This is a genomic window from Proteus sp. fly-1008 (assembly GCF_040140305.1).
Taxonomy (GTDB): domain Bacteria; phylum Pseudomonadota; class Gammaproteobacteria; order Enterobacterales; family Enterobacteriaceae; genus Proteus; species Proteus vulgaris_B.
On record NZ_JBEEWH010000009.1, the window covers coordinates 52,968 to 78,482 of the forward strand.

Annotated in this window: 17 protein-coding genes, 2 tRNA genes and 1 riboswitch; of the genes, 6 read left to right on the forward strand and 13 right to left on the reverse strand. The window is 38.3% G+C overall.

What is annotated here, in order from left to right; all coding sequences use genetic code 11:
* Together ABN256_RS14495 and ABN256_RS14500 are read left to right on the forward strand one after the other, a co-directional pair.
* Positions 1 to 74, forward strand: a tRNA-Met gene (locus tag ABN256_RS14495).
* A 22-nt stretch (positions 75 to 96) separates the two neighbouring features.
* Positions 97 to 173 (forward strand) — tRNA-Met (locus ABN256_RS14500).
* A 212-nt stretch (positions 174 to 385) separates the two neighbouring features.
* On the opposite strand, the gene amiC is transcribed toward ABN256_RS14500, so the two are convergent.
* Positions 386 to 1,648 carry an N-acetylmuramoyl-L-alanine amidase AmiC gene (amiC, locus tag ABN256_RS14505; protein WP_072070031.1) on the reverse strand — a complete coding sequence of 421 codons (1,263 nt, stop codon included), beginning with the start codon at positions 1,646 to 1,648 and terminating at the stop codon, positions 386 to 388.
* Between the two features lie 240 nt (positions 1,649 to 1,888).
* On the opposite strand from amiC, the gene argA reads away from it, so the two are divergent.
* Positions 1,889 to 3,223: an amino-acid N-acetyltransferase gene (gene argA / locus ABN256_RS14510; protein WP_072070032.1), complete on the forward strand. Its 1,335-nt coding sequence runs from the start codon at positions 1,889 to 1,891 to the stop codon at positions 3,221 to 3,223.
* A 75-nt stretch (positions 3,224 to 3,298) separates the two neighbouring features.
* Here argA and recD read toward each other — a convergent pair whose 3' ends face one another.
* The 12 genes from recD to rppH form a co-directional block, all read right to left on the reverse strand.
* Complete coding sequence (gene recD, locus ABN256_RS14515) at positions 3,299 to 5,209, reverse strand: exodeoxyribonuclease V subunit alpha (RefSeq protein WP_349439632.1); 1,911 nt, start codon at positions 5,207 to 5,209, stop codon at positions 3,299 to 3,301.
* A 2-nt stretch (positions 5,210 to 5,211) separates the two neighbouring features.
* Positions 5,212 to 8,832, reverse strand: a complete 3,621-nt coding sequence (recB, locus tag ABN256_RS14520; protein ID WP_340893718.1) for an exodeoxyribonuclease V subunit beta — start codon at positions 8,830 to 8,832, stop codon at positions 5,212 to 5,214.
* Positions 8,829 to 11,717, reverse strand: coding sequence for a pitrilysin (gene ptrA, locus ABN256_RS14525; protein ID WP_340893719.1), 2,889 nt, complete (start codon positions 11,715 to 11,717; stop codon positions 8,829 to 8,831). The genes recB and ptrA overlap by 4 nt, the downstream gene beginning before the upstream one ends.
* Before the next feature lie 15 nt (positions 11,718 to 11,732).
* The gene (recC, locus tag ABN256_RS14530) at positions 11,733 to 15,116 is read right to left on the reverse strand and encodes an exodeoxyribonuclease V subunit gamma (protein WP_340893722.1); all 3,384 of its coding nucleotides are present in this window, start codon (positions 15,114 to 15,116) and stop codon (positions 11,733 to 11,735) included.
* A gap of 12 nt (positions 15,117 to 15,128) precedes the next feature.
* Entirely contained in the window at positions 15,129 to 15,473 is a 345-nt protein-coding gene (locus ABN256_RS14535; RefSeq protein WP_231619359.1) for a hypothetical protein, read from the reverse strand.
* Entirely contained in the window at positions 15,461 to 15,739 is a 279-nt protein-coding gene (locus ABN256_RS14540) for a DUF2509 family protein (RefSeq protein WP_349439661.1), read from the reverse strand. The genes ABN256_RS14535 and ABN256_RS14540 overlap by 13 nt, the downstream gene beginning before the upstream one ends.
* A 179-nt stretch (positions 15,740 to 15,918) precedes the next feature.
* On the reverse strand, positions 15,919 to 16,563 hold the full coding sequence (locus tag ABN256_RS14545) for a prepilin peptidase-dependent protein (RefSeq protein ID WP_196554710.1): 645 nt from the start codon (positions 16,561 to 16,563) through the stop codon (positions 15,919 to 15,921).
* A complete protein-coding gene (locus tag ABN256_RS14550) occupies positions 16,557 to 17,066 on the reverse strand; it encodes a prepilin-type N-terminal cleavage/methylation domain-containing protein (protein WP_349439633.1) in 510 nt (169 codons plus the stop codon). The genes ABN256_RS14545 and ABN256_RS14550 overlap by 7 nt, the downstream gene beginning before the upstream one ends.
* Before the next feature lie 229 nt (positions 17,067 to 17,295).
* A complete protein-coding gene (locus ABN256_RS14555) occupies positions 17,296 to 18,147 on the reverse strand; it encodes a thymidylate synthase (protein WP_196554712.1) in 852 nt (283 codons plus the stop codon).
* Between the two features lie 45 nt (positions 18,148 to 18,192).
* Positions 18,193 to 19,083 (reverse strand): prolipoprotein diacylglyceryl transferase, encoded by an 891-nt coding sequence (lgt, locus tag ABN256_RS14560; RefSeq protein ID WP_197269912.1) that lies wholly within the window; start codon positions 19,081 to 19,083, stop codon positions 18,193 to 18,195.
* A gap of 79 nt (positions 19,084 to 19,162) precedes the next feature.
* On the reverse strand, positions 19,163 to 21,409 hold the full coding sequence (gene ptsP / locus ABN256_RS14565; protein ID WP_349439634.1) for a phosphoenolpyruvate--protein phosphotransferase: 2,247 nt from the start codon (positions 21,407 to 21,409) through the stop codon (positions 19,163 to 19,165).
* A gap of 8 nt (positions 21,410 to 21,417) precedes the next feature.
* Complete coding sequence (gene rppH, locus ABN256_RS14570; protein WP_036934096.1) at positions 21,418 to 21,948, reverse strand: RNA pyrophosphohydrolase; 531 nt, start codon at positions 21,946 to 21,948, stop codon at positions 21,418 to 21,420.
* Between the two features lie 112 nt (positions 21,949 to 22,060).
* Positions 22,061 to 22,152: riboswitch (TPP riboswitch) on the forward strand.
* Between the two features lie 65 nt (positions 22,153 to 22,217).
* Here rppH and thiB point away from each other — a divergent pair.
* From thiB to thiQ, 3 genes are read left to right on the forward strand one after another with little or no spacing between them, the layout of a single operon-like run.
* Positions 22,218 to 23,231, forward strand: coding sequence for a thiamine ABC transporter substrate binding subunit (gene thiB / locus ABN256_RS14575; protein WP_502929700.1), 1,014 nt, complete (start codon positions 22,218 to 22,220; stop codon positions 23,229 to 23,231).
* Entirely contained in the window at positions 23,231 to 24,811 is a 1,581-nt protein-coding gene (gene thiP / locus ABN256_RS14580) for a thiamine/thiamine pyrophosphate ABC transporter permease ThiP (RefSeq protein WP_349439635.1), read from the forward strand. Before thiB ends, thiP begins: the two co-directional genes overlap by 1 nt.
* Positions 24,804 to 25,505, forward strand: coding sequence for a thiamine ABC transporter ATP-binding protein ThiQ (gene thiQ / locus ABN256_RS14585; RefSeq protein WP_197269908.1), 702 nt, complete (start codon positions 24,804 to 24,806; stop codon positions 25,503 to 25,505). Before thiP ends, thiQ begins: the two co-directional genes overlap by 8 nt.
* Positions 25,506 to 25,515: the final 10 nt, after the last annotated feature.

The following is a 25,515-nucleotide window of genomic DNA, read 5'->3' on the forward strand; positions in this document are numbered from 1 at the left end:
GGGATGGAGCAGCATGGTAGCTCGTCGGGCTCATAACCCGAAGGTCGTTGGTTCAAATCCAGCTCCCGCAACCAATTCTATAAACAACAATTCAGTCGCGGGATGGAGCAGCATGGTAGCTCGTCGGGCTCATAACCCGAAGGTCGTTGGTTCAAATCCAGCTCCCGCAACCAATTTTTCTTCAAAATTTCCTCTTCTTTTTACTTTCTCTTTTAATTCAAAAAGTTAATCGCATCAAGCATAGATTTATTACATCAATTTCTTTTATTTCAATAACCATTATATTGGATAAATTTATTGTGCTGAAAATACAATAAGAAGCTCCAATAGAAAGCACATGATCTTAGCTTTCTACTGGAATATAAGAAAAGGGTATAGGAAGAGATTAGCTACGATCAGCTAAGGTTAACTCGCCACCGTTGGCAAAATAGGCTTTGATACCTTTAAAGATAGACTCTGCGATTTGTTGTTGGAATTTTGCTGTTTTTAGTTTTTTCTCTTCTTCGATATTACTGATAAAAGCAGTCTCAACTAAGATAGAAGGGATTTCAGGTGCTTTTAATACTGCAAATCCGGCTTGATCAACCTTATTCTTATGCAGTTTATTAATTCCCCCCATCAATTTAAGCACTTCACTACCAAATTTCAGGCTGTCATTGATAGTCGCCGTTTGTACAAGATCAAGCATCGCATGATCAACATAACGGTCACCACTTTTGCTCACACCACCGATTAAATCAGACTCATTTTGTGTTTGTGCAAGATAGCGTGCAGTATTACTGGTCGCACCTGTTTTTGATAACGCAAAAACAGATGAACCTCTGGCAGAACGATTCGTAAATGCATCTGCATGAATAGAAACAAACAAGTCAGCTTGCATTTTTCGTGCTTTAGCAACACGTACTGTTAATGGAATAAACACATCTTCATTACGTGTCATATACGCCTTCATTTTGGCGTCTTTATCAATAAGTGTTCTTAAACGGCGTGCAATTTGTAAAACGACATCTTTTTCACGGGTTTTATATTTACCAATGGCACCGGGATCTTCACCGCCATGACCAGGATCGATCATGATAATGATAGGTCTATCTCGCCCTGCTCTACCTGGTTTTCGGGTATCTGTTTGGGCTGGTACGGCTTGTTGTAAATCACCATCATTATATTCACGTAACAGCGCTAAGAGTGGATCATCTTCAGCATTTGCACCGTGGCTTGGGTAGAAATCTAACACCAAACGGTTTTTAAATTCAGCAACGGGTTTTAGAGTAAACATTTGTGGTTGTACGGGTGTTTTTACTTCAAAGACCAATCGCACTGTTTTGGGCGTATTTTGACCAACCCGGATCAACTTTAAATAAGGATCGCTAGTCTGAACTTGATTAGCGACACCCTTTAATACGCTATTAAGTTGAATACCTTCTAAATCCACCACAATACGTTCTGGGTTTGATAATGCAAACTGACGATATTTCAGTGGTGTCCTTGATTCTATAGTCACGCGAGTATAAGTCGAAGCAGGCCAAACCCTGACAGCAACAATAGATGCTGTCGCAGCAAAGCCAACAGGACTAACACTTAACAATAATAACGCGCCAATTCCTTTAACAAGACGACGACGAGTTTGATTGTGCTCAGAATGACTCATGAAAATATTCCAAAAAAACGATTAACGTCAATAAACTCTAAAAAGAGATAAAAAAAGTTAAGAACGAAAAACTTTACCCAATCCACACTTCACTGTCACTTAAAAACAGCACAATTACTCACATTTACACGAATATTCTGCCCTCATGCAAAACAATAAGATAGGATTTTACTTGCCATTTCTCATTAAAAAGAATAAAAATACATTAAATGCGAATAAAAATTCACTTGAGAGGGTTTTATGAAAGAGCGCAGCACCGAATTGGTCGATGGATTCCGCCATTCGGTTCCGTATATTAATGCACATAGAGGCAAAACGTTTGTCATTATGTTGGGTGGCGAAGCTATCGCACATGAAAATTTTCCATCAATCATTAACGATATTGGATTACTACACAGTTTAGGCATCCGTTTAGTGGTTGTTTATGGCGCAAGACCACAAATTGATATGGCGCTTGAAGTACAAAAAGTCTCACCAATTTATCATAAATATACTCGTATTACTGATAGTAAAACCTTAGAAGTTGTTAAACAAGCTGCGGGTACATTACAGCTCGACATTACAGCACGTTTATCAATGAGTTTAAGTAATACACCATTACAAGGTGCGCATATTAATGTCGTTAGTGGCAATTTTGTCATTGCACAACCCTTGGGAGTTGATGATGGCGTGGATTATTGTCACAGCGGAAAAATTCGCCGTATTGATGAAGAAGCTATTCACCGCCAATTAGACAGTAACGCCATTGTATTAATTGGCCCTGTTGCAGTGTCTGTTACTGGTGAAAGTTTTAATCTCACATCTGAAGAAGTGGCAACACAACTTGCTATAAAACTTAAAGCGCAAAAAATTATTGGTTTTTGCTCTTTCCAAGGTGTTGTCGATGAAGATGGACACATTGTCTCTGAATTACTACCTAATCAAGCCGAAGATAAAATCCAAGAGCTACAAACCGAAGGCGATTACCACTCAGGTACAGTCAGATTTTTGCGAGGTGCCGTTAAAGCCTGTCGTCGAGGTGTGGAACGCAGCCACCTATTAAGTTATCAATCTGATGGTGCGCTTATTCAAGAGCTATTCTCTCGCGATGGTATAGGAACTCAAATCGTGATGGAAAGTGCTGAAAAAGTTCGTAGAGCCAATATCAATGATATTGGTGGCATACTCGAACTTATTCGCCCATTAGAGCAACAAGGTATTTTAGTCAGACGTTCAAGAGAACAATTAGAAATAGAGATAGATCAATTCACTATTATTGAACGCGATAATATGACTATAGCCTGTGCCGCACTTTACCCTTATCAATCAGAAAAAATTGGTGAAATGGCTTGTGTTGCTGTTCATCCCGATTATCGTAGCTCTTGTCGTGGTGAGGTATTACTACAACGTATTTCTACCCATGCTAAGCAATTAGGATTAGAAAAACTATTTGTTTTAACAACACGTAGTATTCACTGGTTTCAAGAAAAAGGATTTGAACCTGCTGAAATTGATAAATTACCCATTGAAAAGCAGGCACTCTACAATTATCAGCGTCGCTCCAAAATTTTGATTTTAGATTTACATAAAGAGTAACTATCAAACATAAATAAAAAGACAGGCATCCCTCTCAAGCCTGTCTTTTATTGTTTTTATCTTATCCGACAGAAATTAATAACGTAACTTATCGACTAAACCACTTCGACGCTGAATACGTGTTTGAATAGCCATTTTCACCATATACTCGCTGGCATAAAGAGAAAGTTTTTGTTTAGCGCGTGTTAAGGCGGTGTACAGTAATTCACGGCTGACCACTGGCGAAAATTTTTCAGGCAATACTAATGCTGTATGCGTAAATTCAGATCCCTGTGATTTATGCACTGTCATAACATACGCAGTTTCGTGTTGAGGCAACCGGCTAGGTTGAATTGCTTTTAAAGTACCATCCGGTAATTGGAAAAAGGCTTTCATTTCGCCTTCATCATTATTGAGCATAATACCAATATCACCATTAAACAGCCCAAGTGTACTGTCATTTCGCTGGATCATAATTGGACGTCCAATATAGTCACTCTGGTAGCTATTTGTAGGGCGACGAATTAATCGTTGACGATGCAATAGCATTTCAATTCGATCATTTAATCCACTTACACCAAATGGCCCTTCTCTTAATGCACACAATAAACGATATTGGTTAAATGCATTAAGAATAGCATCAGGAGTGGCGTTTTCTGCTATCAATGAGAGATACTGACGATAGGCTTGCGCCGCATCTTGTATCATCAGTAAATAGTTTTCATCACTTTCTAATGGGATAAAATTCACATCTTGAGTATCTAGTGCCATTTCAATTTGTTGAGGCGTAATTACTGCCTTCTTCAGTAATGTCAGTGCTGTTTTGGTCTGTCCTTGGTTTACAGCAAAAGCAAGTTGACCAATACCTGAATTCGAGCCGAATCGATAACTTTTTCGTAATAGGCAAAGTGAATCACTAACAACTGAAACAGGTGTGTTAGAAACAGAGATAATCGCTGCAGATTTTGATAATTCACCTTGTGTTAAATAATCAATTTTATCAAATCGCTTTTGGCTCAAACCATCATCAGCAAAACGACAAATATCCCCTAATACGGCTCCGGCTTCAACAGAAGCGAGTTGGTCTTTATCTCCCAAGAAAATAACGTGACATTGTGGCGGAAGTGCATCAATTAAGCGAGCCATCATAGGCAAATCAACCATCGATGCTTCATCAACTACTAAAATATCAAGTTGTAATGGGTTATCTTTATGGTAACGCACTTGCTGGCTTTCAGGCTGAGCCCCTAACAAACGATGAATAGTTTGTGCTTGCTTTGGCATCCACTTATATTCTTCTTCACTTAAAGCGAGTTGGGCAAGTGCTTTACCTAAGGATTCAGTTAATCGAGCAGCGGCTTTTCCGGTTGGTGCTGCTAATTGAATAATGGGCTTTTCATTCGAAGTAAGCATCACAAAAGTAGCCAAGATTTTTGCCACTGTTGTGGTTTTTCCTGTTCCAGGGCCCCCAGAAATAATAGAGATAGGGCTAGTGATAGCAACACTGGCAGCTACTTTCTGCCAATTAGTTTCTTTATTGTCTTTTATTATTGGAAAAAGTTGATTGAGTGCTTTAATTAATGCATTTTCATCAATTTCAACCACTGGGTATTCTTGCCTAAAAAATTGAGCCACTTTTTCTTCGTAGCTCCACATTCTTTGCAGATAAAGAAGTCCATTATCTAAAATGATAGGTGATGGGGAATTATCACCACTTTGATTAACACAATGACTTTGTATTAACGCTTCAATTATTTGATTAGTAGAAGGCTCTCCCATTCTTTGCCAAATATCACGAGCAAGTTCGTCTTGCCTACTATCAAATAATTGATTTTCTTTGATAATATTTAATGGCAAACAAACATGTCCAGCTCCTGTTTGAGCACTTAAATAAGCAAATATAAACAGTAAAATCGGATTTTCATCTTCTACCAGCATTTGTGCAAATCGAAGATCTAATGGTCGTAATACATTTTGTGTAATCGCTTGTTCTAATAGTTTGATCATTTTTATTTCTCATCGACTACATCAGGAGTGCTACTTTTCATTCTTTTACCTGTAAATAAAGCATCTAGCGCCAAAACAAACGCCTCATCAGGTAAATAAGCATAAACTCCATTTCCAGGGTGTGCTTTATCTATACCGCGTAAGAAAAGGTAATAGATTCCCCCAAAATGGCTTTTGTAATCATAATCTGGAATGCGTTGCTGTAAAAAGCGATGTAACGCTAATGTATAGAGTTGGTACTGCAAATCGTAACGGTGATCTATCATTGCATTGACCATCGCTTCTTGAGTGTAATCTTCACTCGATTCACCTAACCAATTTGATTTGTAATCCACCACATAGTATTTCCCTTCCCAGCAAAACACTAAGTCAATAAAGCCTTTTAACATGCCTTCTACTTGCTGGAATTGTAAAGCAGTACAACGTTTTGATAAGGGATCAAATTGACTTATTAATTGAGTCAACTGAGATGATGTTATTTCTTGTTCAATCGGCAAATAAAATTGCAATTCATCCAGTTGTTGTGTTTTAGGGATATCAGCAAGGCATAACCCATCAGTATTAAGAGGGGTATAAAACAGTGTTTCCATCCATGTTACTAATAATGGCGCCCACTTTTCATCAAAGCCTTGAGCTGTTAATTGCTCTTGCATCCATTGTTCATCAATGGGTTGAGAAAAATCCAAGACTTCAAGCAAACCATGTAAAAATGTTCCCGCAACCGCGCCTCGAGGAAAATGATGAATCGAATTTTCATTGGTTTCTTCTCGTTGCTTCTCACCTTTGGCATCAGTATCCAATCCTGGGGCAATAGACTGCACTAAAGCCTCAATATCACCTAAATCGAAATGGTACCCGCGATTTGAATGTTGATAAGTTAGTCCTGAATAACTGGTTATACGCCAATTATCATGAATTTTACGTTTAAATACCGCAGCCTCTAATTTTGCCTCACTGACTAACTGAGGTTGGTAACGGTGAGCTGAAACTTCATCAAGCGTGATCACACTAATATTTTCATCGAGTAATGCATGAATTGATTGATGTAATAATTCGCTATTCCCTTCTTCACCTTGCTGTAATAAATACCCTAAAGCATTTTTATGAAGATCAGTGAGTCCCGATTTACGTTTATTCCCTTTCACCAATGGCGCAACACCCACATAACAACAAAATTTAGAACGTGTTAATGCTACATAAAGCAGGCGTAAATCTTCTGCTAAACGCTCCTCATCAGCTAAACGCAAGCTTTCAGGTCTGCTAAAAATATCTAACTTAGCGTAAAATTTTTCTCTGTCATGATAAAGCGCCCCTTTTTGCTCTTGATAGTTACAAGCAAAAGGTAAGCAAACAATAGGATATTCAAGGCCTTTGGATTTATGAATAGTACAAATTCGCACAAGATTTCGGTCACTTTCCAAACGCATTTGTTGGCTTTCTGATTGCGCATCAGGGTGAGAAATTTGTTGTGCTAACCAACGAATAAGCGCATGTTCGCTATCAAGCTGTAACGAGGTTTCCTGCAATAATTCACCAATATGCATGATATCGGTGAGTCTGCGTTCACCATCAACACTGGCAAGTAGATCCTCGGCAATCTGATTATCCATCATAATTTTACGCAACATCGGTAAAACGCCACGTTTTTGCCATAATACATAATAGTCAGCAAATTTCTCTACATAACTATTCCAGCGCTGTTCATCATGATTTAGGCTATCAATTTGTCTTGCACTAAAACCAAATAACCGACTAGCTAAAGAGGCTCTTAAAACACGCTCTTTCTCTGGCGTTACAACTGCTTGCAGTAACCAAAGCAAATCTTTAGCTTCGTTCGTTTCAAATACACTTTCGCGGTTTGATAAGAATACAGATTGTATAGAGAGTAAATTTAGTGCATCACGAATAAGTAATGCTTCTCTACGACTACGAACCAGCACCATAATATCAGCCGATGTCAGTGATTTTTTTTCACCTTGTTCTAGAAGCCATGCTTGCTGTTGATCGCCTGCTGATAGCCAATCACGAATTTGAGTGGCACATTGTGTTGCCATAATTTGCTCATAATTTCCCGTTGATAGACTTTCACCTTCAGCAAGCCAAAAATTAAAAGGCGAGATCGATTTACCATGGTAAATAAAAGCCATATCTTGGTTTTTTTCAGCAGAACTCACATCAATAAAAGGGATATGCTCAAATAAAAACGGAGCACTAGAACGCATAAAAAGCTTATTAACCGCATTCACCATCCCTGGTGCAGAACGCCAGTTAGTATTTAAAGTGTAATGGTGTGCCGTTTGTTTTCGCGCTTGAATATAAGTGAAAATATCAGCACCACGGAAAGCATAAATTGCCTGTTTAGGATCACCGATAAAAAGTAACCCACTGTTTTCATGCTCACCATAAATAGCATCAAAAATACGGTATTGTTGAGGGTCGGTATCTTGAAATTCATCAATCATTGCAACGGGGTAACGCTCACGAATAGCCTGCGCTAATGCTTCTCCCCCTTCACGTTTTAATGCTCTGTCTAAACGTGTTAAGAGATCATCAAACCCCATTTCCCCTCGACGCATTTTTTCATTTTCAATACCTTGGCGTATTTCAGGAATAGCATTCACTAAGATAACATCACGCAGTGTTAAGCTTTGTTTTGTTAGACGCTCAATTTCAACAAAAAGAATATGCTCTGGAGCAGGGCCCTTGGTCGCTTTCTCATTTAAAGTTTCTTGAGAAAAACGAACCAAGCAATCAGGTAACTGATAACTTTTTGTTTCAAGCGTTGCGGCCCATAACGTGATTTCTTCAATCCATTTAGGTAAAAAACGGCTACTATAACTTCGTTTATCTACTCCTGAGGCCGTTATCCACGCTTCAACTTCATGATGATGTTCATTCCAACGCGCTTTCACCTTGTTAATAGCTTCAATAACAGCTTGATGACGCTCTTTTACTGATTCATTTTCACTGTCTAATGCCACGCCTTCAATTTCTGGCATTTCACCTTGTAAATAAGGCTGTATTTCATAAAGCAGTTGCTCAGGACCAGACCAAATCTGGCTAACCGCATTAGCAACATCATAAGAAAGGGGATAACAGTGGCGACGCCAAAAATCAGCACAAACACGTTTTTTCAACTCATATTCATCTTGGATCAAGACTTGTTCAAACAACACACCTGACTCAAATGCATTGTTTGCCAGCATACGCTGGCAAAATCCATGAATAGTGTAAATAGCCGCTTCATCCATTTGACGCTCAGCTTCTAATAACCACTGCGCAGCTAACTCTTTATTAGGAATTTGCTTGAGTAATTCTTGGTATGTTTTGTCAACATTATCAATGTTATGACGGATACAGGCAAGCCTTAGTTCATGGATGTTTTTACGAATACGTGCACGTAATTCATCGGTTGCAGCATCTGTAAATGTCACAACCAAGATCTCTTCAACGCTTAGAGGTCGATAAAACGCAGAATCCCCCCCTAAACCAAGAAGTAATCGCAAATACAGTAATCCAATGGTATAGGTTTTACCTGTACCCGCAGACGCCTCAATAAGGCGTCTTTGGTACAAAGGAAGTGTATAAGGATTTAATGGCTGCGCCTGTATCACTTCACTCACTCTTTAATTTCCTCAACTGGTAACGTTCTTTGTAATTCGCTAACTGTTGTATAACGTTTCCATTGTTTATTTTGCGCGTAATCAGCTTCTTTACCATCTTTGCCAATTATTTGAGAAACAAACACAAAACCGTTTGGTTTTATTACTGCTTTTTCATAAAACTCAATAGCTTGCTTTAACGTCACTTTATTAAGCTCAGCTAAGAATTTCTCTCGTCCATCATATTTTAAATTATTACGATGGAAATCATTTCGATAAAGAGAAACTTCTTCATAGAAAGTTTGAGGTGGTTGTTTAACTTCAGTAATAATTGCTTTCTTATACTGATTAAAATCAGCCTCATTCATTTTTTTCAAGCGTTCATAGGCTTGCTGATAAAATGCGTTATAACGCTCATTTAAATAAACTGGCGGTTTAGCATTACTTTGTAATAAGAAACCTAGACCAGACTGTTCACCCATAGTGCCTTGATAAGCAAATACAGCATAACCAAGTTGCTCTTCTGTTCTTAATTGATCATAAAACCAAGGTTTAATAACCGAAGCTAACACAGAAGAAATAGCCTGACCTTCAAGGCGGCTATACCCAGTAGGAATATAAAGTTCGCCTAAGGCATTATCGGTACTGTTTGATTTATTTTGAAATTCAACAGCATCTAATTTATTGAATACTAATGTTTCACCAATCCAGTATTCTGTTCCTTGATTACCTAATAACTCATGTGCAGACTTCGCTATATCACGGCTTTGCTCTGGCGTTAAGTTACCAATAATCAGTGCTTGAAGAGCTGCGTTTTTAATCACTTCACGACGGTTATCAACAATATCTTGCAGTGTAATTGACTCTAATGCTTTGAGTTTGTCAGCTTCTTCATAATACGGAATAGTATTTAATCGGCGAGCTGGCAACATCGCTGCTTCAAACGCTTTTAGGTTATGAGTTACTTCAAGTTGTTCGCGATACCAAGATTTAGCCTGTTCAAGCTCTTCTTGTGTTGATTCAAAACTCATATAACTTTTTAGTGTGGCATTAACTAATTCTGGTAAATGTTGTGTGTAGCCATTCATTGAAAAATCGATACCTTGTCCTGATGAGGATGAGATATTCATGCCTGCAACAGATGCTTGGTAAGATAATTCACTGAATGCTAAACCAGCAAGATAATCAGTTAAGGTTTGCGTAACTTGCTGTTTAACAGTAATGTCTGATTTCTTGTTTACCAAACTTAATGTCACGCTGGCTTTTGGCTCATCAGAAAAATAGTGTGATGGCATATAGAACAAGCGAGCACTTTTATCTTGCCACAATAATTGTGGCTTAGTGATTTTACTATCAGCATCAATCAACGACAGATTATTAGGAATGTATGGGTTAAGTGCCGGTAATGATAATGAAATATCATCCGACAGTGTTTGCCATGTTTTTAATTGTTTATCGGTGATTTTATCAACCTGATAAGGCGCATTAACAAAATAAGCTTGTTTGTTTGATGGCTCATTAGGGCTTATTACCCAAATTCGTGCTTTCTCTGGTGTGAGTGACTCAAGGCGAGCAAGAATTGCTGAAGGCTCATAATTATCGGCAATATAATCAGCATTCAGGATATTTTTGATTGGATAACGCAACATCATATCTGAAATGCCTTCTATGTAATTCATATCTCTTACAATAGAGCCATAACGAAATGAGAGATCTAAAACATTCGCAATTTCATTAAAATAGCGCTGGCTAATACCATGTGTCTCAATTAAGCGGAGATATGAAAAGATAGCTGAGATAACTTTATCTTTTTGCGCTAAACCTTTATCTGTTAATGCGACATAAATCGTAAAGGAGCCTTGGTTACGATCGATATACGGTTCTGAAAATGCACTAATACTTTCAGCTAAACCTTGATCTTGTAACCATGTTGCAAGTGTTCCAGAACTACGATTACCGATTAAATAACCGATATATGCATCAGATTTGCTACGAAAATCGGCAACATTATTATCAATACCAAATTCAATCTGTAAGGTTTTTTGCGGTAAAGCCGGTACTAGATGGATCATTAACCCTTTTTCTTTATCCGTCATCGCAGGCACTGTGGTTACTGGAGTATCTGCTTTTTTATTTGGAATACGGGCAAAGGTTTCTGCGGCTAATCTAGATAATTCATCAAGTGATTTATTACTATAAATCACCCCATTCATTAAGTTGCCAGAATAGTGTGTTTGATAAAACTTAATGAGTTCATCTTGAAGTTTGCTATTTGGCTTATCACTTAGCGTTTCTAAATTTCCGCCCATAAAACGAGAGCTTGGATGTGCTGGGTTTAAGGTTTCTGCTCTAACCTGCCAAAAACGCATACCATCACGCGCACGCGCCATAGTTAATTCGGCATTAACGGCATTGCGCTCACGATCTGCATTTTTAGGATCAAGTAAAGGTTCAGCTAAAGCATCTGCAAGACGATCGACCGCTTCATTAATGGCGCTATTTTCTACTTCTAAGTAGAAAGCTGTACGATATGTAGTGGTGCTTGCATTATGAGATCCCCCGTTCTTTTGTAAGAACTCTGACATACTGCCAGATTGAGGATATTTAGCCGATCCCATTAGCACCATATGTTCTAAATAGTGTGCAAGCCCTTGCTGACTATCTGGATCTTCTAATGCGCCAACAGGTAACGCAACCGCCGTTAATGATTTAACCGCTTTTTCGTCAGAAACCAGTAATACAGTCATATCATTAGGCAATTTAATCGCTTGATATTGCCGTGGATCGCTTTCACTCTTTTCAATGCTATCTGGCAATACTCGCCAAAGTGGATCAGCAGCAAAGCTGTTGATACTCACTAGCATCAATAGCAACATGATCCATAGTTGCGATAAGTATTTTCTCATCTGATATGAGCTCCCTTATTTTTTTAAAAATGGAATTATTGGTTTAAATATCGTTAATGTCGTCTGTTTTACAGTTTGTAAAAAATGCTCGTCTAATTGAGAGAATGCACGCTGAACATACATATCACTCATTTCGCCATCTCGATTATAGCTATCCGTTAAATGTTGCAGCAGCACTAACTCTGCTTTTGCGAGTGTCTCTTCATCATCAAGTAAAAATTCTTGTGTTTTTTTATCATAGCAAGCTTGTAACCAAGCCCAGCCACTCTTCGAAAATAATGCTAATGGACTATTTAACCCTTGTTTATAATCGTGAATTAAATTATCTAAAGTCGAATAAGCAAATTCAGGATCAACTGGCAATAAACACCATTGCGTTTCCTTTCTGCCATAAAACCGACTTTCGCCAGTTCCCTCTTTCAAACAATAAACCAGATGTTCAATCCATAGTTGCAATAAGTCATTAGCCGTTAAACTTGCAGGTCGCCAACGTAATAAGCCATCGGCTTGCACTTCATTTAAACGCCCAATTAATGGCATAGCACTAAAGCTTTGCTCTAATGTGACAGAATACGAAGCTAATCGTTCACTTCTCACTTTTTCAGCTAAAGGGAGTAACTCTTCTATTTGTTGTTCCCAATAAATTTGACCAAATGCACTTGCTGGAAGTTGCCCTGCTGCTTTAATACGTTCAAAGAGTGCTCCTGTTGAGGTTTCATCAATCAATGCTTTCAATAGCCATTGATTTAATAGATAGCGCTGAAGTGCATTTATCACAAAAGGCTCTTCTTCGGGCAATTCTGTCTCTTCAATAACAAAGTTTGTTTTTAATCTTTGTTGGAAAAATGCACGGACCGGATGACGATAAAAACGAGAAAGTGCATCAACGGAGACTTTATCTATTGATATATCATCATCTAATGACTCCGTAAAACCTTGATGAGCCTCCCCTTGCCCACTGGCAGCCGGTAACCATTCTGAGGCATAAGAACGAGTGAGTGCCTCAATGTGGAAGTTTTCTTGAGCAAAAGGAACACGACTATGCTGTGTTAATAAATGCTGATTAATACGAGTCGCACTATCATCAACATTAAGTTTTCCGTCATCAGGTAAACGGAAGTTTTGACCAATATAGTCTTGTAACTCTTTGATTAATACTGATGGATTACATTCTCGATCATCACGTATCGATTTACCGATATAACTGATATAAAGGTATTTTTCGGCCGAACTCAGTGCTTCAAGGAATAAATAACGGTCATCATCTCGACGTTTTCTATCACCACGACGTCGCTTTTCTGCCATTAAATCAAAGCCTAATGGCTGAATATTACGAGGATAAATGCCATCATTCATTCCTAATAAGCACACTGCTTTAAAAGGAATTGAGCGCATAGGCATCAGCGTACAAAAGTTCAGGCTTCCCGCCAAAAAGCGCTGACTGATTTTTTCATCATCAAATCGTACCGTTAATTCATCTCGAATAAGCACTAATGGGATTTCATTTTGATATTGTGCTTTCAATCCGTTTTCAATCACTTTTTGCCACTGTTGTGTGATCAACGCTAAAACTAGCTCTGTCTCTTCATCAGCTTCAAAAAAGGCATCAACTAATTGCTGTCCAATCTCTAACCACGCTTCTAAGGAGCGAGTTTCACTTAAACGTGTACGCCATTCACTTAATGTGTAAAGAAAATCAGCAAGATGCCCTGCAAGCTCTGCAACTAACCCACTAGATTCATCATAAGGAAGCACTCCTTTCCAAGGGCCATTTTCGCTTTCCATCGCATAACCAAGTAGCATACGAAGTAAACCAAACTCCCATGTATTTTTACCGGTGATAGGGAGTAAAAATGAAGCTACGTTTTCATCATCCAATCCCCAACGTATGCCTGATTCATCCACCCATCGGCGTAGTAGTTTTAATTCACTTTCAAAAATAGAAAAATGCCCAGCTAACGCAGGTACTTCAAGTAAAGCTAAGACTTGTTCTGCTGTAAAACGACTTTGAGGAAGCTCTAATAGCGTAATAAAGGCTTGTAATACTGGGTGTGCTTGACGTGCTTTTCTATCAGAAATAGCAAAAGGGAGATAACGTTCAGCAGGTGCATTACCAAAAACGGCCTGAATATAAGGTGTATAATTATCAATATCCGCAACCATCACAATAATATCCCTTGGTAGCAATTCGGGATCTTGCTCAAGCAAATGCAGTAATTGATCTTGTAATACTTCTACTTCGCGTTGCGGGCTATGGCTTGCATGAAAGGTCAACGAGTGATCAGCTAGTGAGATAACACGTTTTTTTTCACTACATTCATAGGTTTTAAGTGTTGTGCCTAATTGTGAAAAATCTTCTAAATCAAGAATATCTGCTTGTAATTGATGAAGTAAATTATCTCTTGGAATATCAACAAAAGCATCCAATACATCGGTATACTCAAGTTCAGAAAGAAAATAGAGATTATCTTTACCCAATTTTCCCCATGAAGCTAATAGCGGATTACCAATATTTTGCTCCCCTTCTTCATTAAATAACGATGAAGCATTTTTTTCATCTTTAAACCAAGGTGATTCATGCAATTGCTGATAATGACGAGGTTTTCTACTATTAAGCCGAGCAAGAAATTTAGGATCTTGAATATCACCCCAATAGTAACGGCAAGGATTGGTAAAGAGTAAATAAATCTCTGTATGACGCCCTATAGCCTGTAACGCCTGCAAATAAACTTGCGGTAATGCCGAAATTCCACAAATAAAAATACGAGATGGAAAACAATGCTGAAGTTCTCCTTCTTTTGCACCATTTAATGTCGAAATAAATTGCTGGTAAAGATTAGAACGATGCCATTGAGGCTGATTGAGATCTTTTGTGTATTGCTGTAATGCTACCCACAATATTTTCTGCCAACGCTGATTCTCACTCAGCCCTTCTATCAATTCATCTTTTTCCCACGAAGCTAACCAATCTGAACGATACACCAAATATTGGTCAAATAAGTCAGCAACACGCCCCGCTAATTGGTGTAATTTACGTTTATCTTCATCATCATCAAGATAATGAAGTAGTGGTTTAAATTCTTCATGAGATAAATATTCAGGTAATAATGCCATTAATTTCCATGTCATAGCATCTTTAGAAAAAGCACTTTCTTTAGGTATACCTGATAGCACCCGCGTAAACATTTCCCAAATGAATGTTGCAGGCAATGGATAGCGAATATTTGCGGCAATTCCTAAACTTTCAGCAAGTTGAATTTGTAACCACTGAGACATTCCGGGGCTTTGTACTAAAATTACTTCTTGTTCAAAGGGAGAAGAGAGTGGTCTGGTCTGCATAAAGTGCACCATAAGTGACTTTAATAATGACAACTGATTTGAGTGATATATATGAAACATCAGATCCTCATCTTATGGATTGCATGACCAATAGTATAAATTTATCGTGGGTAAAATATTATTAGCAACATAACCTTCCATTTGCTGACAACCTTCAGAATGTGAAAGAGAATGCATCATTATTTTCTGGTTATAAGCAAAATAGTAAGGTGATTTATCAGGTAATTTTTCAAATAAAACAAAGATCCCCTGTCCTGTTTGCTGTATTTGAATTAACCGCTGAAAATCGGCTTTTAATGATTGACTATACCCTATAATAGCGACAAAACTAATATTAAAAAATAGTAGTACAAACATTGTATTAAGTAAGATAGAACCATTTTCTGATCTATTTTGAGCCTTTTTTATGATACACACTCCTTATGCACGAATGGGCAATAATCTAGCCATCCATTTGGATCAGGCACAATCGCTTTATCTTTCCCTTTTTTAAAACTAATCCATTGATAATGATATACTTTATAACCTAATAAGCTTTCTGCTTGTCCTTGAAGTAAGGCCTTATCTGCTGAGATTAAAAATAAGCAACTCTTTATTTTGGGATCAGCATAAAAAGAACGGCATTGCCATTGATTTAATTGTATTGATGAAAGTTCCCAATCCTGTGTTATTCCCCATTGCAGAGCAGATTCAGCAAATAAAAAGGCCTATCTTGCTTGTAACTCTTGCATCACTATTTGTTCAGATTGTCTGTAATGGTAAGAAAAATCTCCGAGCATAGATAAACTCATGCCAATAAAACCTATCACTACAAATATACCCGCTAAGCCTTGTTCATTGCTCCTGTGAGTGAAATAAATATTCATAATGCAGTCACATTCCTTAAACGGATGATATTTTGATAATGTGATTTTATTTCAGGCTTTTGTTTTAAATGAAATTTTAAAGAAATAGAAAGATAAAAATACGGGCTTTCTTTCACAGAATACGTTTTAGCATAAGGCTGTAAAATAAACTCTGTTACCTCAATCTCGTTATTTTCGAAAAATTGTTGCCATCCTGAAGAAGCACAATCTTTTACACCTCTCAATTGCTCTAATTGTCCTTTTTTAAGGCGATATCCAAAATAATCACTCTCTTTTGACAAAGGAGGCTCCCATCGACCATTACTATTTATGTCATAAGCAAAAATAACGCAGGAATTTTTTCCTTGATTAGGATACTGCCCTATTTTTAAAGGTGACACTTGCAAGCCACCTACCTTCAACGTATTAACACAATCGCCATAACAATACCCTGTACGCCTTAATTGCGTTTCAAGTACCAATAATCGCTCTCTTAAAAAAATATCTAATTGATATTGTTGATAAGAATGGAGTAGCGTATTCATTATTTGGGGATAAGCTCTACTGATACAAAGAAATAAAATCCCACTTATCGCAATAGCAAAAAGACATTCCATCAATACCATTCCTGATGAAAAAGAAAATACAGATCGTTTTAACATGATGAAAACACCTTTATTTTCTGGCTACACGCTCTTATCCTACCTAAAGATGAAATAATAATTTTCACTTCATCCTCTTCATTTTGAAGCACAAAACTCATGGGTTTTAACGTTTGACGAATTCCACCAAACGTAAAATTTGAGACTGTTGATTGCTTAAGTTGAATACCTAGGGCTAATTGATAAATCGTTTGTTTTTCAGGTAAGTATCGTAGAGAAAAAGGAATAGCGACTATTTTATTACTGGGCGATAAATGAAGTGATATTTTAATTTTAACATTAAACAACAACGCCTGCTGTTGCTGATAAGAAAGAAAAACAATGGTTTCTCGTACACTCTGTATTAAATGGCGTTGCTTAACAAAATGTTGATAAGAAGAAATTGATAAATAACTTAAAATAGAGACTATCAGCATCACGATAAGTATTTCGAGTAAACTGACACCTTGCTCACTTTTTTTCTGAAACTCCCTATTTAGGCTTAATTTTCTATTATTGTTCATTTGTTTCTCCTTTTTAGCCTGTGGTGAGCATGCAGACTACAGCCTTAAAGGTAAACAAAGATAAGCATTTTTCTCGAACAGTTACGCAATAACAATATTTTCAGAGCAAATACAAAATAAACGTATTTATGATTAATAAATACTGACAACGCTTTAAATTTTAAATAAAAAAATCAATAAAAAAACCCCTGCTTATGACTAAACAGGGGCTTTAAAAGTAAAGGAGAAATTATACCGTAAATGGATATTTTATTGCTTCATGACATTGATAGCCTTCAACAGTAAAATCATCTGTTGTTACCCATGTTTCGATATCTTCCAATGTTTTGATTTTTGGATTGATATGCAACGTTGGTAACGGTAAAGGTTCTCTTTTTAACTGCACATCACGCATTAGAGGCAATTGATTTTCATAGATATGTGCATTGATTATCTTATGAAATGCTTTACCCGGTTTATGTCCTGTAATTTGAGCCACCAGCGCTAATAAGACAAAACACTGAATTTGGTTGAAATTTAAACCTAGTGGCACATCACAACTGCGCTGATAAGAGGTTAAATAAAGGGTATCACCAACAAGTGAAAAGGTATGCGTATGCATACAAGGGCGTAAGCAACCTAGTTCAGTTTCACCTGGATTGTAAAACGTGATGATTTCACCACGATCATCGATACCTTTAGTAAGGTTATCGACTACTTTACGCAGTTGATCAAAATGAGAACCATCAGGGCGTTGCCATTGGCGTCCTTGGACACCATAAACACGGCCCATATCGTCTTCACCTTTTCGATGAGGATTATTTAACCATGCATCATTTTCATTCGCATTGGCATTCCATGTATTACAACCAATTTCACGAAATTGTGCTGCATTATCATAGCCACGCAAATACCCTAATAGTTCTGCTATTGCGGCTTTATAAAAACTTTTTCGTGTCGTTATTAACGGAAATTGGTTATTCGCAACATCATATTCCAGATCAGCATTAATCACCGTTAAACAACGGGTTCCTGTCCGTTTATTATCAATCCATTGCCCTTCATCGATAATGCGTTGACACAATGCCAGATACTGCTTCATGTTGTCTCTCTTGTTAATTAGCTAATAATAAAAATTTATCTCACACTATTTGTGAGTTGGTGTTGGGTTTTGTGGTGTTTTTTTATCTTGGCGATAAGCCCATACCATAAAAATAATACCCAACAAAATCATTGGAATTGAGAGTAATTGTCCCATACTCACACCGCTAAATAGCCCTAATTGCGCATCAGGTTGACGGAAGAATTCAACAATAATACGGAATGCACCATAACCTATCAGGAATAGACCCGAAACACTGCCTACTGGACGATTTTTACGCACAAAAATATTAAGAATAATAAATAATACTATCCCTTCTAACAACATTTCATAGAGTTGTGAAGGGTGACGAGGTAAAACCCCATACTCTTGAATAATAGGTAGCAGCGTTGATGGATCTTGAGCAACAAGCTGAAGATCTTCAGAGCGTGAGTTTGGAAATAAGAAGGCCCAAGGCGTATCTAATGTGACGCGCCCCCATAATTCACCATTAATAAAGTTACCAATGCGACCTAAACCTAAGCCGAACGGGATTAAAGGCGCTACAAAATCAGCCACTTGGAAAAATCTACGTTTAGTGCGTTTTGCAAACCAGATCATGGCACAAATCACCCCAATTAAACCACCATGGAACGACATACCGCCATCCCAAACTTTAAAGAGGTAAAGAGGATCATTTAAAAAGACTGGCAGATTATAGAATAAAACATAACCTAAGCGACCACCGATAAACACACCAACAAAACCGACATAAAGTAATGTTTCAACTTCATTTTTATTCCAACCACTATTCGGTTTTGCGGCTCGTCGATTTGCAAGCCATAAGGCAAAGACAAATCCAACTAAATACATCATACCGTACCAGTGTAATGACACAGGCCCGATAGAAAACATAACGGGATCAATCTCTGGAAATTTAAGGTAGTTTATACTCATTATTCCCTACTTCACTTAATTAATAATTTCTGTGTTTGCTCTTTATAGCCAACACAAAAAAGGCTTATACAAAGGCATGTCAAATACCTCCGCGAATTAATCCACCTAATCCTTGTCTTTCCATAAACTCAGAAGACAATTTTTTGATTTCTGTTGCTGTTTCAGCTTGCAACACTTGTTGCATAAAAGGCTGTAGCACCACAGGATCAAGATGGCGTAATAAGTATTTTACCCTAGGTAAACTACGTCCACTCATGCTTAACTGCCTAAAACCAAGCCCTATTAACAGCAATGCCCCGATAGGTGTTCCTGCCATTTCGCCACAAACACTGATTGGTAACTGGTAATATTGGCATTGTGTCGCAATCAAATTCAGTGAACGCAATAATGCAGGATGCAAATTATCATAGAGTGATGCGACATGGGTATTATTACGATCGACTGCAAGCAAGTATTGAGTTAAATCGTTTGTTCCAACAGAAATAAAATCAACCCGATTAGCTAATTGTGACAACATAAATACCAACGAGGGAACTTCAAGCATAATACCTAACGGTGGTAGAGCACATTCACATTTTAACTCTCGACTCACTTCATCACATGCACGTAATAGCAATGTTCTCGCTTCGTCAATTTCATCAATACTTGTCACCATCGGCAACAATATTTTCAAATTTTTAAATTCGAGGTTTGCTTTTAGCATAGCACGAAGCTGAATAAGGAAAATTTCAGGTTGATCGAGTAATATTCTTACTCCTCGCCAACCCAAGCAAGGATTTTCCTCATTAATGGGCATATAAGGAAGTTGTTTATCGGCACCCACATCTAATGCACGTAACACAACGGGTTTATCGGGGAAAAAAGAGAGTATTTCACGGTAGCGGTTTTTTTGTTCATCTTCTGATGGGAAACCGCTTTGTAGCATAAAAGGAATTTCTGTCCGATATAAACCAACACCGTCTATTCCCATGCTAATACGTTGCTCGTATTTAATATTTAATCCTGCATTCAATTGAACGCTAACCGATTCACCATTTTTGAGAACAGCTTGCTGCTCTAGTTGTTCTTCTGCAATCTGACTTAATACGCTCTCTTCATCAATAATCTGTTTATATTCTTGGGCTATAAAAGGCTCTGGTTCAATAAATATCTCGCCACGATAACCATCAAGAATAAGCATGCGATTATGTAAAAGCTCAGGTTGAATATCCGCACCCATAATCGCAGGAATTCCCATTGCTCTAACAAGGATCGCAGAATGTGAGTGTGTTGCACCATCTCGCACAATCACACCTGCAAGTTGTTGTTCAGGTAATTCAGCCAATAAACTTGCGCTTAATTCATCTGCCACCAAAATAAAGCGCTCAGGCCAAATATTGGTTGAACTTACCTCATCATCTAAATGAAATAATAAACGCCGTCCTAATGCTTTTAGATCAGAGGCTCTTTCTCGCATGTAGCCATCTTTCAAGCTAGAAAATTGTGCCGAAACTTTCTCAACAACCACTTTTACAGCCCATTCTGCGACATATCCTTGAGTGATAATCGCTGTCATTTTGTGTTTAAGTTGGGGATCATTAAGTAAATGCGAGTAGAGATCAAAAATGGCAGCACTCTCTTTTTGTGCATTCGCCATAAAACGCTTACTAAAACGGCGACATTCTGCTGTAGCATCTTCTAAAGCCACGGTAAGTCGATTGAGTTCTGCTTTTATATCCAGAGCACTGGCTTTAAATACATTCTCAAGGATAGGTTGCGAGACTTCTTGCCAGCCATACGCCATAACCACGCCCGTAGAAATGGATAATGCTTTAATGCGACTTTGACGATATTGTCCAAAAAGTCCTTTCGTTTGTACTTGCGATAACGTTGCACCTAATTGTGTTGCTAGCGTCACCATAAAAGACTCCTCGCTCTCGTTAAATAAGCGACGCTCTTTTTGTTGAACAACTAAAACACCAAGAAGTTGACGACGATAAACAATAGGCACACCAAGGAAAGCGCGCAGATCGTCTTCTTTTACTTGAGGAAGGTATTTAAAACTAGGGTGCTCACGAATATCCGCAAGATTGATAAGCTCAGAAAGGCGTCCAACTTCACCAACAACGCCTTCATCAAAAGAGAGGCTAACAGCTCGTCCTCTGGGTTTTTTAAGCCCTTTTGTGGCCATTAGATAAAAACAACTACGTTGCTTATCAGCAAGATAAATAGAACACACATCCGTGTGCATTGCCTGACACGTTTCCTTGACTAAGAGTTCAAGTGCTTCTGGAAGTCCTGCTGCCATAGCCACTTTTTCTACAATTTCTCGCAAACGTGTCAGCATAGTGTTATCTAATACCTTTTACGCCGATATCCATACGATGGACGAGGTAAAGACACTTGTTCTTGCAATGGCATGACTACTGGTGCGAACTCTTTCATTACACGACGATAAACATCACGCTTAAAAGAGACGACTTGTCGAACAGGATACCAGTAACTCACCCAACGCCAGCCATCAAATTCTGGCGTTTTGCTTTGTTGAACGTTAATGTCCTTATCATTACTTGTTAACTGCAAAAGGAACCAACGCTGTTTTTGTCCAATACAAACAGGTTTTGTATCCCAACGCACCAAACGTTTCGGTAACTTGTAACGTAACCAGTTACGTGTGGAGGCAAGAATTTTAACATCCTTGCGACTTAACCCAACTTCTTCGAACAACTCTCGGTACATTGCCTGCTCTGGCGATTCTCCAGGATTAATTCCCCCTTGAGGAAACTGCCATGAATGTTGCCCATAGCGACGAGCCCAAAGCACTTGCCCTTGCCGATTACAAATTACAATCCCTACATTCGGGCGGTAGCCATCATCATCGATCACTAGACTACCTCAATAACCAAATTTGAAAGATAACTCATTGTTTCATACTACCCACAAACGGTAAACCTCTATCAACAGACTTTGCACAACGTGTGTATTTATCTACAATGGGAAAGTCTCAACGGGGTGCCTTGTTAGGCTGAGAAAAACCCGTGGAACCTGATCCAGCTAATACTGGCGTAGGGATTTGAGTCAGGATAATGCAATATTTCATGATTTGCGGTCCTCACTCCTCAGATCCTACCTGACTTTTTACTGAGGAACTAAACGTGTTAACTAAATTGCTTCGTTTTACTTTCCTACTGGGTGCACTGGGTGTAATAAGTGCTTTTTCAACACAAGCCCAAGCACAAAAACCGACACTAACTGTTTATACCTATGACTCATTTACTGCTGATTGGGGCCCTGGACCTGCCATTAAAAAAGCATTTGAGAAACAGTGTGATTGTGAATTAAAGCTTGTTGCCCTTTCTGATGGTGTTTCTTTGCTTAATCGCTTACGTATGGAAGGTAGCAAAAGTAAAGCTGACATTATTTTAGGTTTAGATAACAATCTGATACACGCGGCTAAAGAAACCGGGCTTTTTGCGCCAAGTAATATCGATACATCAAAACTCGCCTTACCTGAAAAATGGACTGACGATACCTTTGTGCCTTATGATTACGGCTACTTTGCGTTTATTTATGATAAAAACCGTATTGCTAACCCGCCCAAAAGCATGGATGAGCTACTAAATAGCCAAGAAAAGTGGAAAATACTGTATCAAGACCCTCGTACCAGCACACCAGGCTTAGGCTTAATGCTATGGATGCAATCACTTTATCCTGAAAATACCGCCTCTCAATGGAAGAAATTATCTGAGAAAACCCTTACTGTAACAAAAGGTTGGAGTGAGTCTTATGGCTTATTCTTAAAGGGTGAAGGTGATTTTGTGCTAAGTTATACTTCATCTCCGGGTTATCACATTTTAGCGGATAAAAAAGATAACTATGCGGCAGCTATTTTCTCTGACGGACACTATTTACAAGTCGAGGTTGCAGCAAAACTAAAATCGAGTAAACAACCTGAATTAGCTCAGCAATTTATGCAATTTATGCTAACCCCAGCTTTCCAAGAAACTATTCCCACCACCAATTGGATGTACCCCGTAATAGATATGCCGTTACCTGATGTCTATTCTGTGATGCCTAAACCAGAAAAATCATTGCAATTTGATGCAGATGTTGTCGCTAAAGAGCGTCAAACATGGACGCGTAATTGGCAATCTGCGGTTAGTCGCTAATGGGAAGATGGCTTATCCCGGGGCTATGTGCCTCGGGTTTACTGCTTATTGTGGCTTTATTGTCATTTGGTGCATTATGGTTTAATGCGCCAAGTGGTGAATTATCCTCTATTTTTGCTGATGACTATTTATGGCATGTCGTGCGCTTTACTTTCTGGCAAGCCTTTTTATCTGCCTTATTTTCAATATTACCTGCCATTTGGCTCGCTAAAGCACTTTATCGACGCCAATTTAAAGGTAGAACACTTTTCTTACGTTTATGTGCCATGAGCCTTGTGTTACCCGTTTTAGTGGCACTTTTTGGTATTTTAACTGTTTATGGAAGAGTCGGTTGGATTGCTCAAATTTGTGAATGGCTGGGGATTAATTACCAATTTACCCCTTATGGTTTACAAGGCATTTTATTGGCACACGTTTTTTTCAATATGCCATTAGCAACCCGAATGCTATTACAAGCCCTCGAAAGTATCTCTCCAGAACAACGCCAATTAGCCTCACAATTAGGCATGAATGGCTGGCAACGTTTTCGCTTTCTAGAATTTCCCTATTTATGGCGACAAATACTTCCCACAGCGTCACTGATTTTTATGCTCTGCTTTGCGAGCTTTGCCACTGTACTGGCGTTAGGTGGAGGCCCTGCTGCAACAACCGTTGAGCTAGCAATTTATCAAGCATTAAGTTATGACTACGATTTGCATAGAGCGGCTCTTTTAGCCCTTATTCAGCTTTTTTGCTGTTTAGGTTTGGTGCTAATTAGTCAAAAACTCAAAGGAACACTCATTGTCGGAGATAGTCAAAAACAGCATTGGCGTGATCCCAATGATCCTCTCTTTAGCAAAATAACTGATACTCTAATTATTACGCTCGCGATCCTTTTTTTAGTGCCCCCTATTTTAGCGGTGATAACAGATGGTCTTAACAGCGAATTAATTCGAGTGATACAACAACCCATACTTTGGCAGGCTTTTACAACGTCTCTCATTATAGCGGTTGGTGCGGGTATTGTTTGCGTTGTATTAACAATGATGTTGCTATGGAGTAGCCGAGAACTTCGCCTACGTCACTTTAAAAAAGCGGGACAGGCTATGGAAATGAGTGGACTGATTATTCTGGCAATGCCGGGCATTGTATTGGCAACAGGCTTTTTCTTATTATTAAACAATACAACTGGGCTCCCTGAATCACCATATATATTAGTGATTTTAACCAACGCATTAATTGCCATTCCTTATGCTTTAAAAGTGCTCGAAAATCCAATGAATGATATTGCTTCACGTTATGGCCTTTTATGCCAATCGCTTAATATTCAGGGTATCAATCGACTTCGTTGGATAGAGTTACGAGCATTAAGAAAACCAATTTCACAAGCACTTGCTTTTGCTTGTGTTATTTCTATTGGTGATTTTGGTATTGTTGCTCTATTTGGCAATGAAACATTTAGAACACTTCCTTTCTATCTTTATCAGCAAATTGGGGCTTATCACACGCAAGATGGTGCTGTCACAGCCATGATCTTGTTGCTACTTTGCTTCTCTCTTTTTAGCCTAATAGAACGATTGGCAGGAAAATCTCATGATTAAATTAGAGCACCTTGCTTATACCTATGAACACCAACACCTTGTGTTTAATTTAGCGGTAAACACCGGTGAGCGTATCGCCGTATTAGGCCCAAGTGGCGCGGGGAAAAGTACCTTACTCAGTTTAATTGCTGGATTTTTGCCTTCTGAAAAAGGAACCCTTTTTCTTAATGGTTGTGATCACACTAAAACCGCACCCGCAAAACGTCCTATCTCTATGTTATTTCAAGATAATAATTTATTTCCTCATTTAACAGTTAGGCAAAATATTGGCTTGGGATTAGATCCTGGTTTAAAACTCACAGATACACAAAAAATACTGTTAGAAAACAGAGCCAAGCAAGTTTCTTTAAATGAATATCTTGATCGCTTACCTTCACAATTATCAGGAGGGCAGCGCCAACGTGTTGCCATTGCTCGTTGTCTTGTACGTGAACAACCTATCTTATTGCTCGACGAGCCTTTTTCTGCACTCGACCCCGCTTTACGCATTGAAATGTTGGCTTTGCTAGAACAACTTTGTGAAGAAAAAAAACTAACCTTACTGATGGTTTCACATAGCTTAGAAGATGCTATCAAGATTGCCTCAAGAGCGATTGTGATTGATAACGGAACCATTGTGTATGATGGCAATACACAATCGTTGATAAATGGTGAAGTGGATCAATCACTTATTTTAGGTATTCCGTTTAATTAATCTCAACCAA

What these genes read in the sequence shown, in the direction of transcription:
- thiP (WP_349439635.1), top strand. Translation starts at nt 23,231, where the DNA reads ATGGGAAGATGGCTTATCCCGGGGCTATGTGCCTCGGGTTTACTGCTT.
- lgt (WP_197269912.1), bottom strand. Translation starts at nt 19,083, where the DNA reads ATGAGTATAAACTACCTTAAATTTCCAGAGATTGATCCCGTTATGTTT.
- ptrA (WP_340893719.1), bottom strand. Translation starts at nt 11,717, where the DNA reads ATGAGAAAATACTTATCGCAACTATGGATCATGTTGCTATTGATGCTA.
- argA (WP_072070032.1), top strand. Translation starts at nt 1,889, where the DNA reads ATGAAAGAGCGCAGCACCGAATTGGTCGATGGATTCCGCCATTCGGTT.
- ABN256_RS14550 (WP_349439633.1), bottom strand. Translation starts at nt 17,066, where the DNA reads ATGAACAATAATAGAAAATTAAGCCTAAATAGGGAGTTTCAGAAAAAA.
- ptsP (WP_349439634.1), bottom strand. Translation starts at nt 21,409, where the DNA reads ATGCTGACACGTTTGCGAGAAATTGTAGAAAAAGTGGCTATGGCAGCA.
- amiC (WP_072070031.1), bottom strand. Translation starts at nt 1,648, where the DNA reads ATGAGTCATTCTGAGCACAATCAAACTCGTCGTCGTCTTGTTAAAGGA.
- ABN256_RS14545 (WP_196554710.1), bottom strand. Translation starts at nt 16,563, where the DNA reads ATGTTAAAACGATCTGTATTTTCTTTTTCATCAGGAATGGTATTGATG.
- ABN256_RS14555 (WP_196554712.1), bottom strand. Translation starts at nt 18,147, where the DNA reads ATGAAGCAGTATCTGGCATTGTGTCAACGCATTATCGATGAAGGGCAA.
- recD (WP_349439632.1), bottom strand. Translation starts at nt 5,209, where the DNA reads ATGATCAAACTATTAGAACAAGCGATTACACAAAATGTATTACGACCA.
- recC (WP_340893722.1), bottom strand. Translation starts at nt 15,116, where the DNA reads ATGTTTCATATATATCACTCAAATCAGTTGTCATTATTAAAGTCACTT.
- thiQ (WP_197269908.1), top strand. Translation starts at nt 24,804, where the DNA reads ATGATTAAATTAGAGCACCTTGCTTATACCTATGAACACCAACACCTT.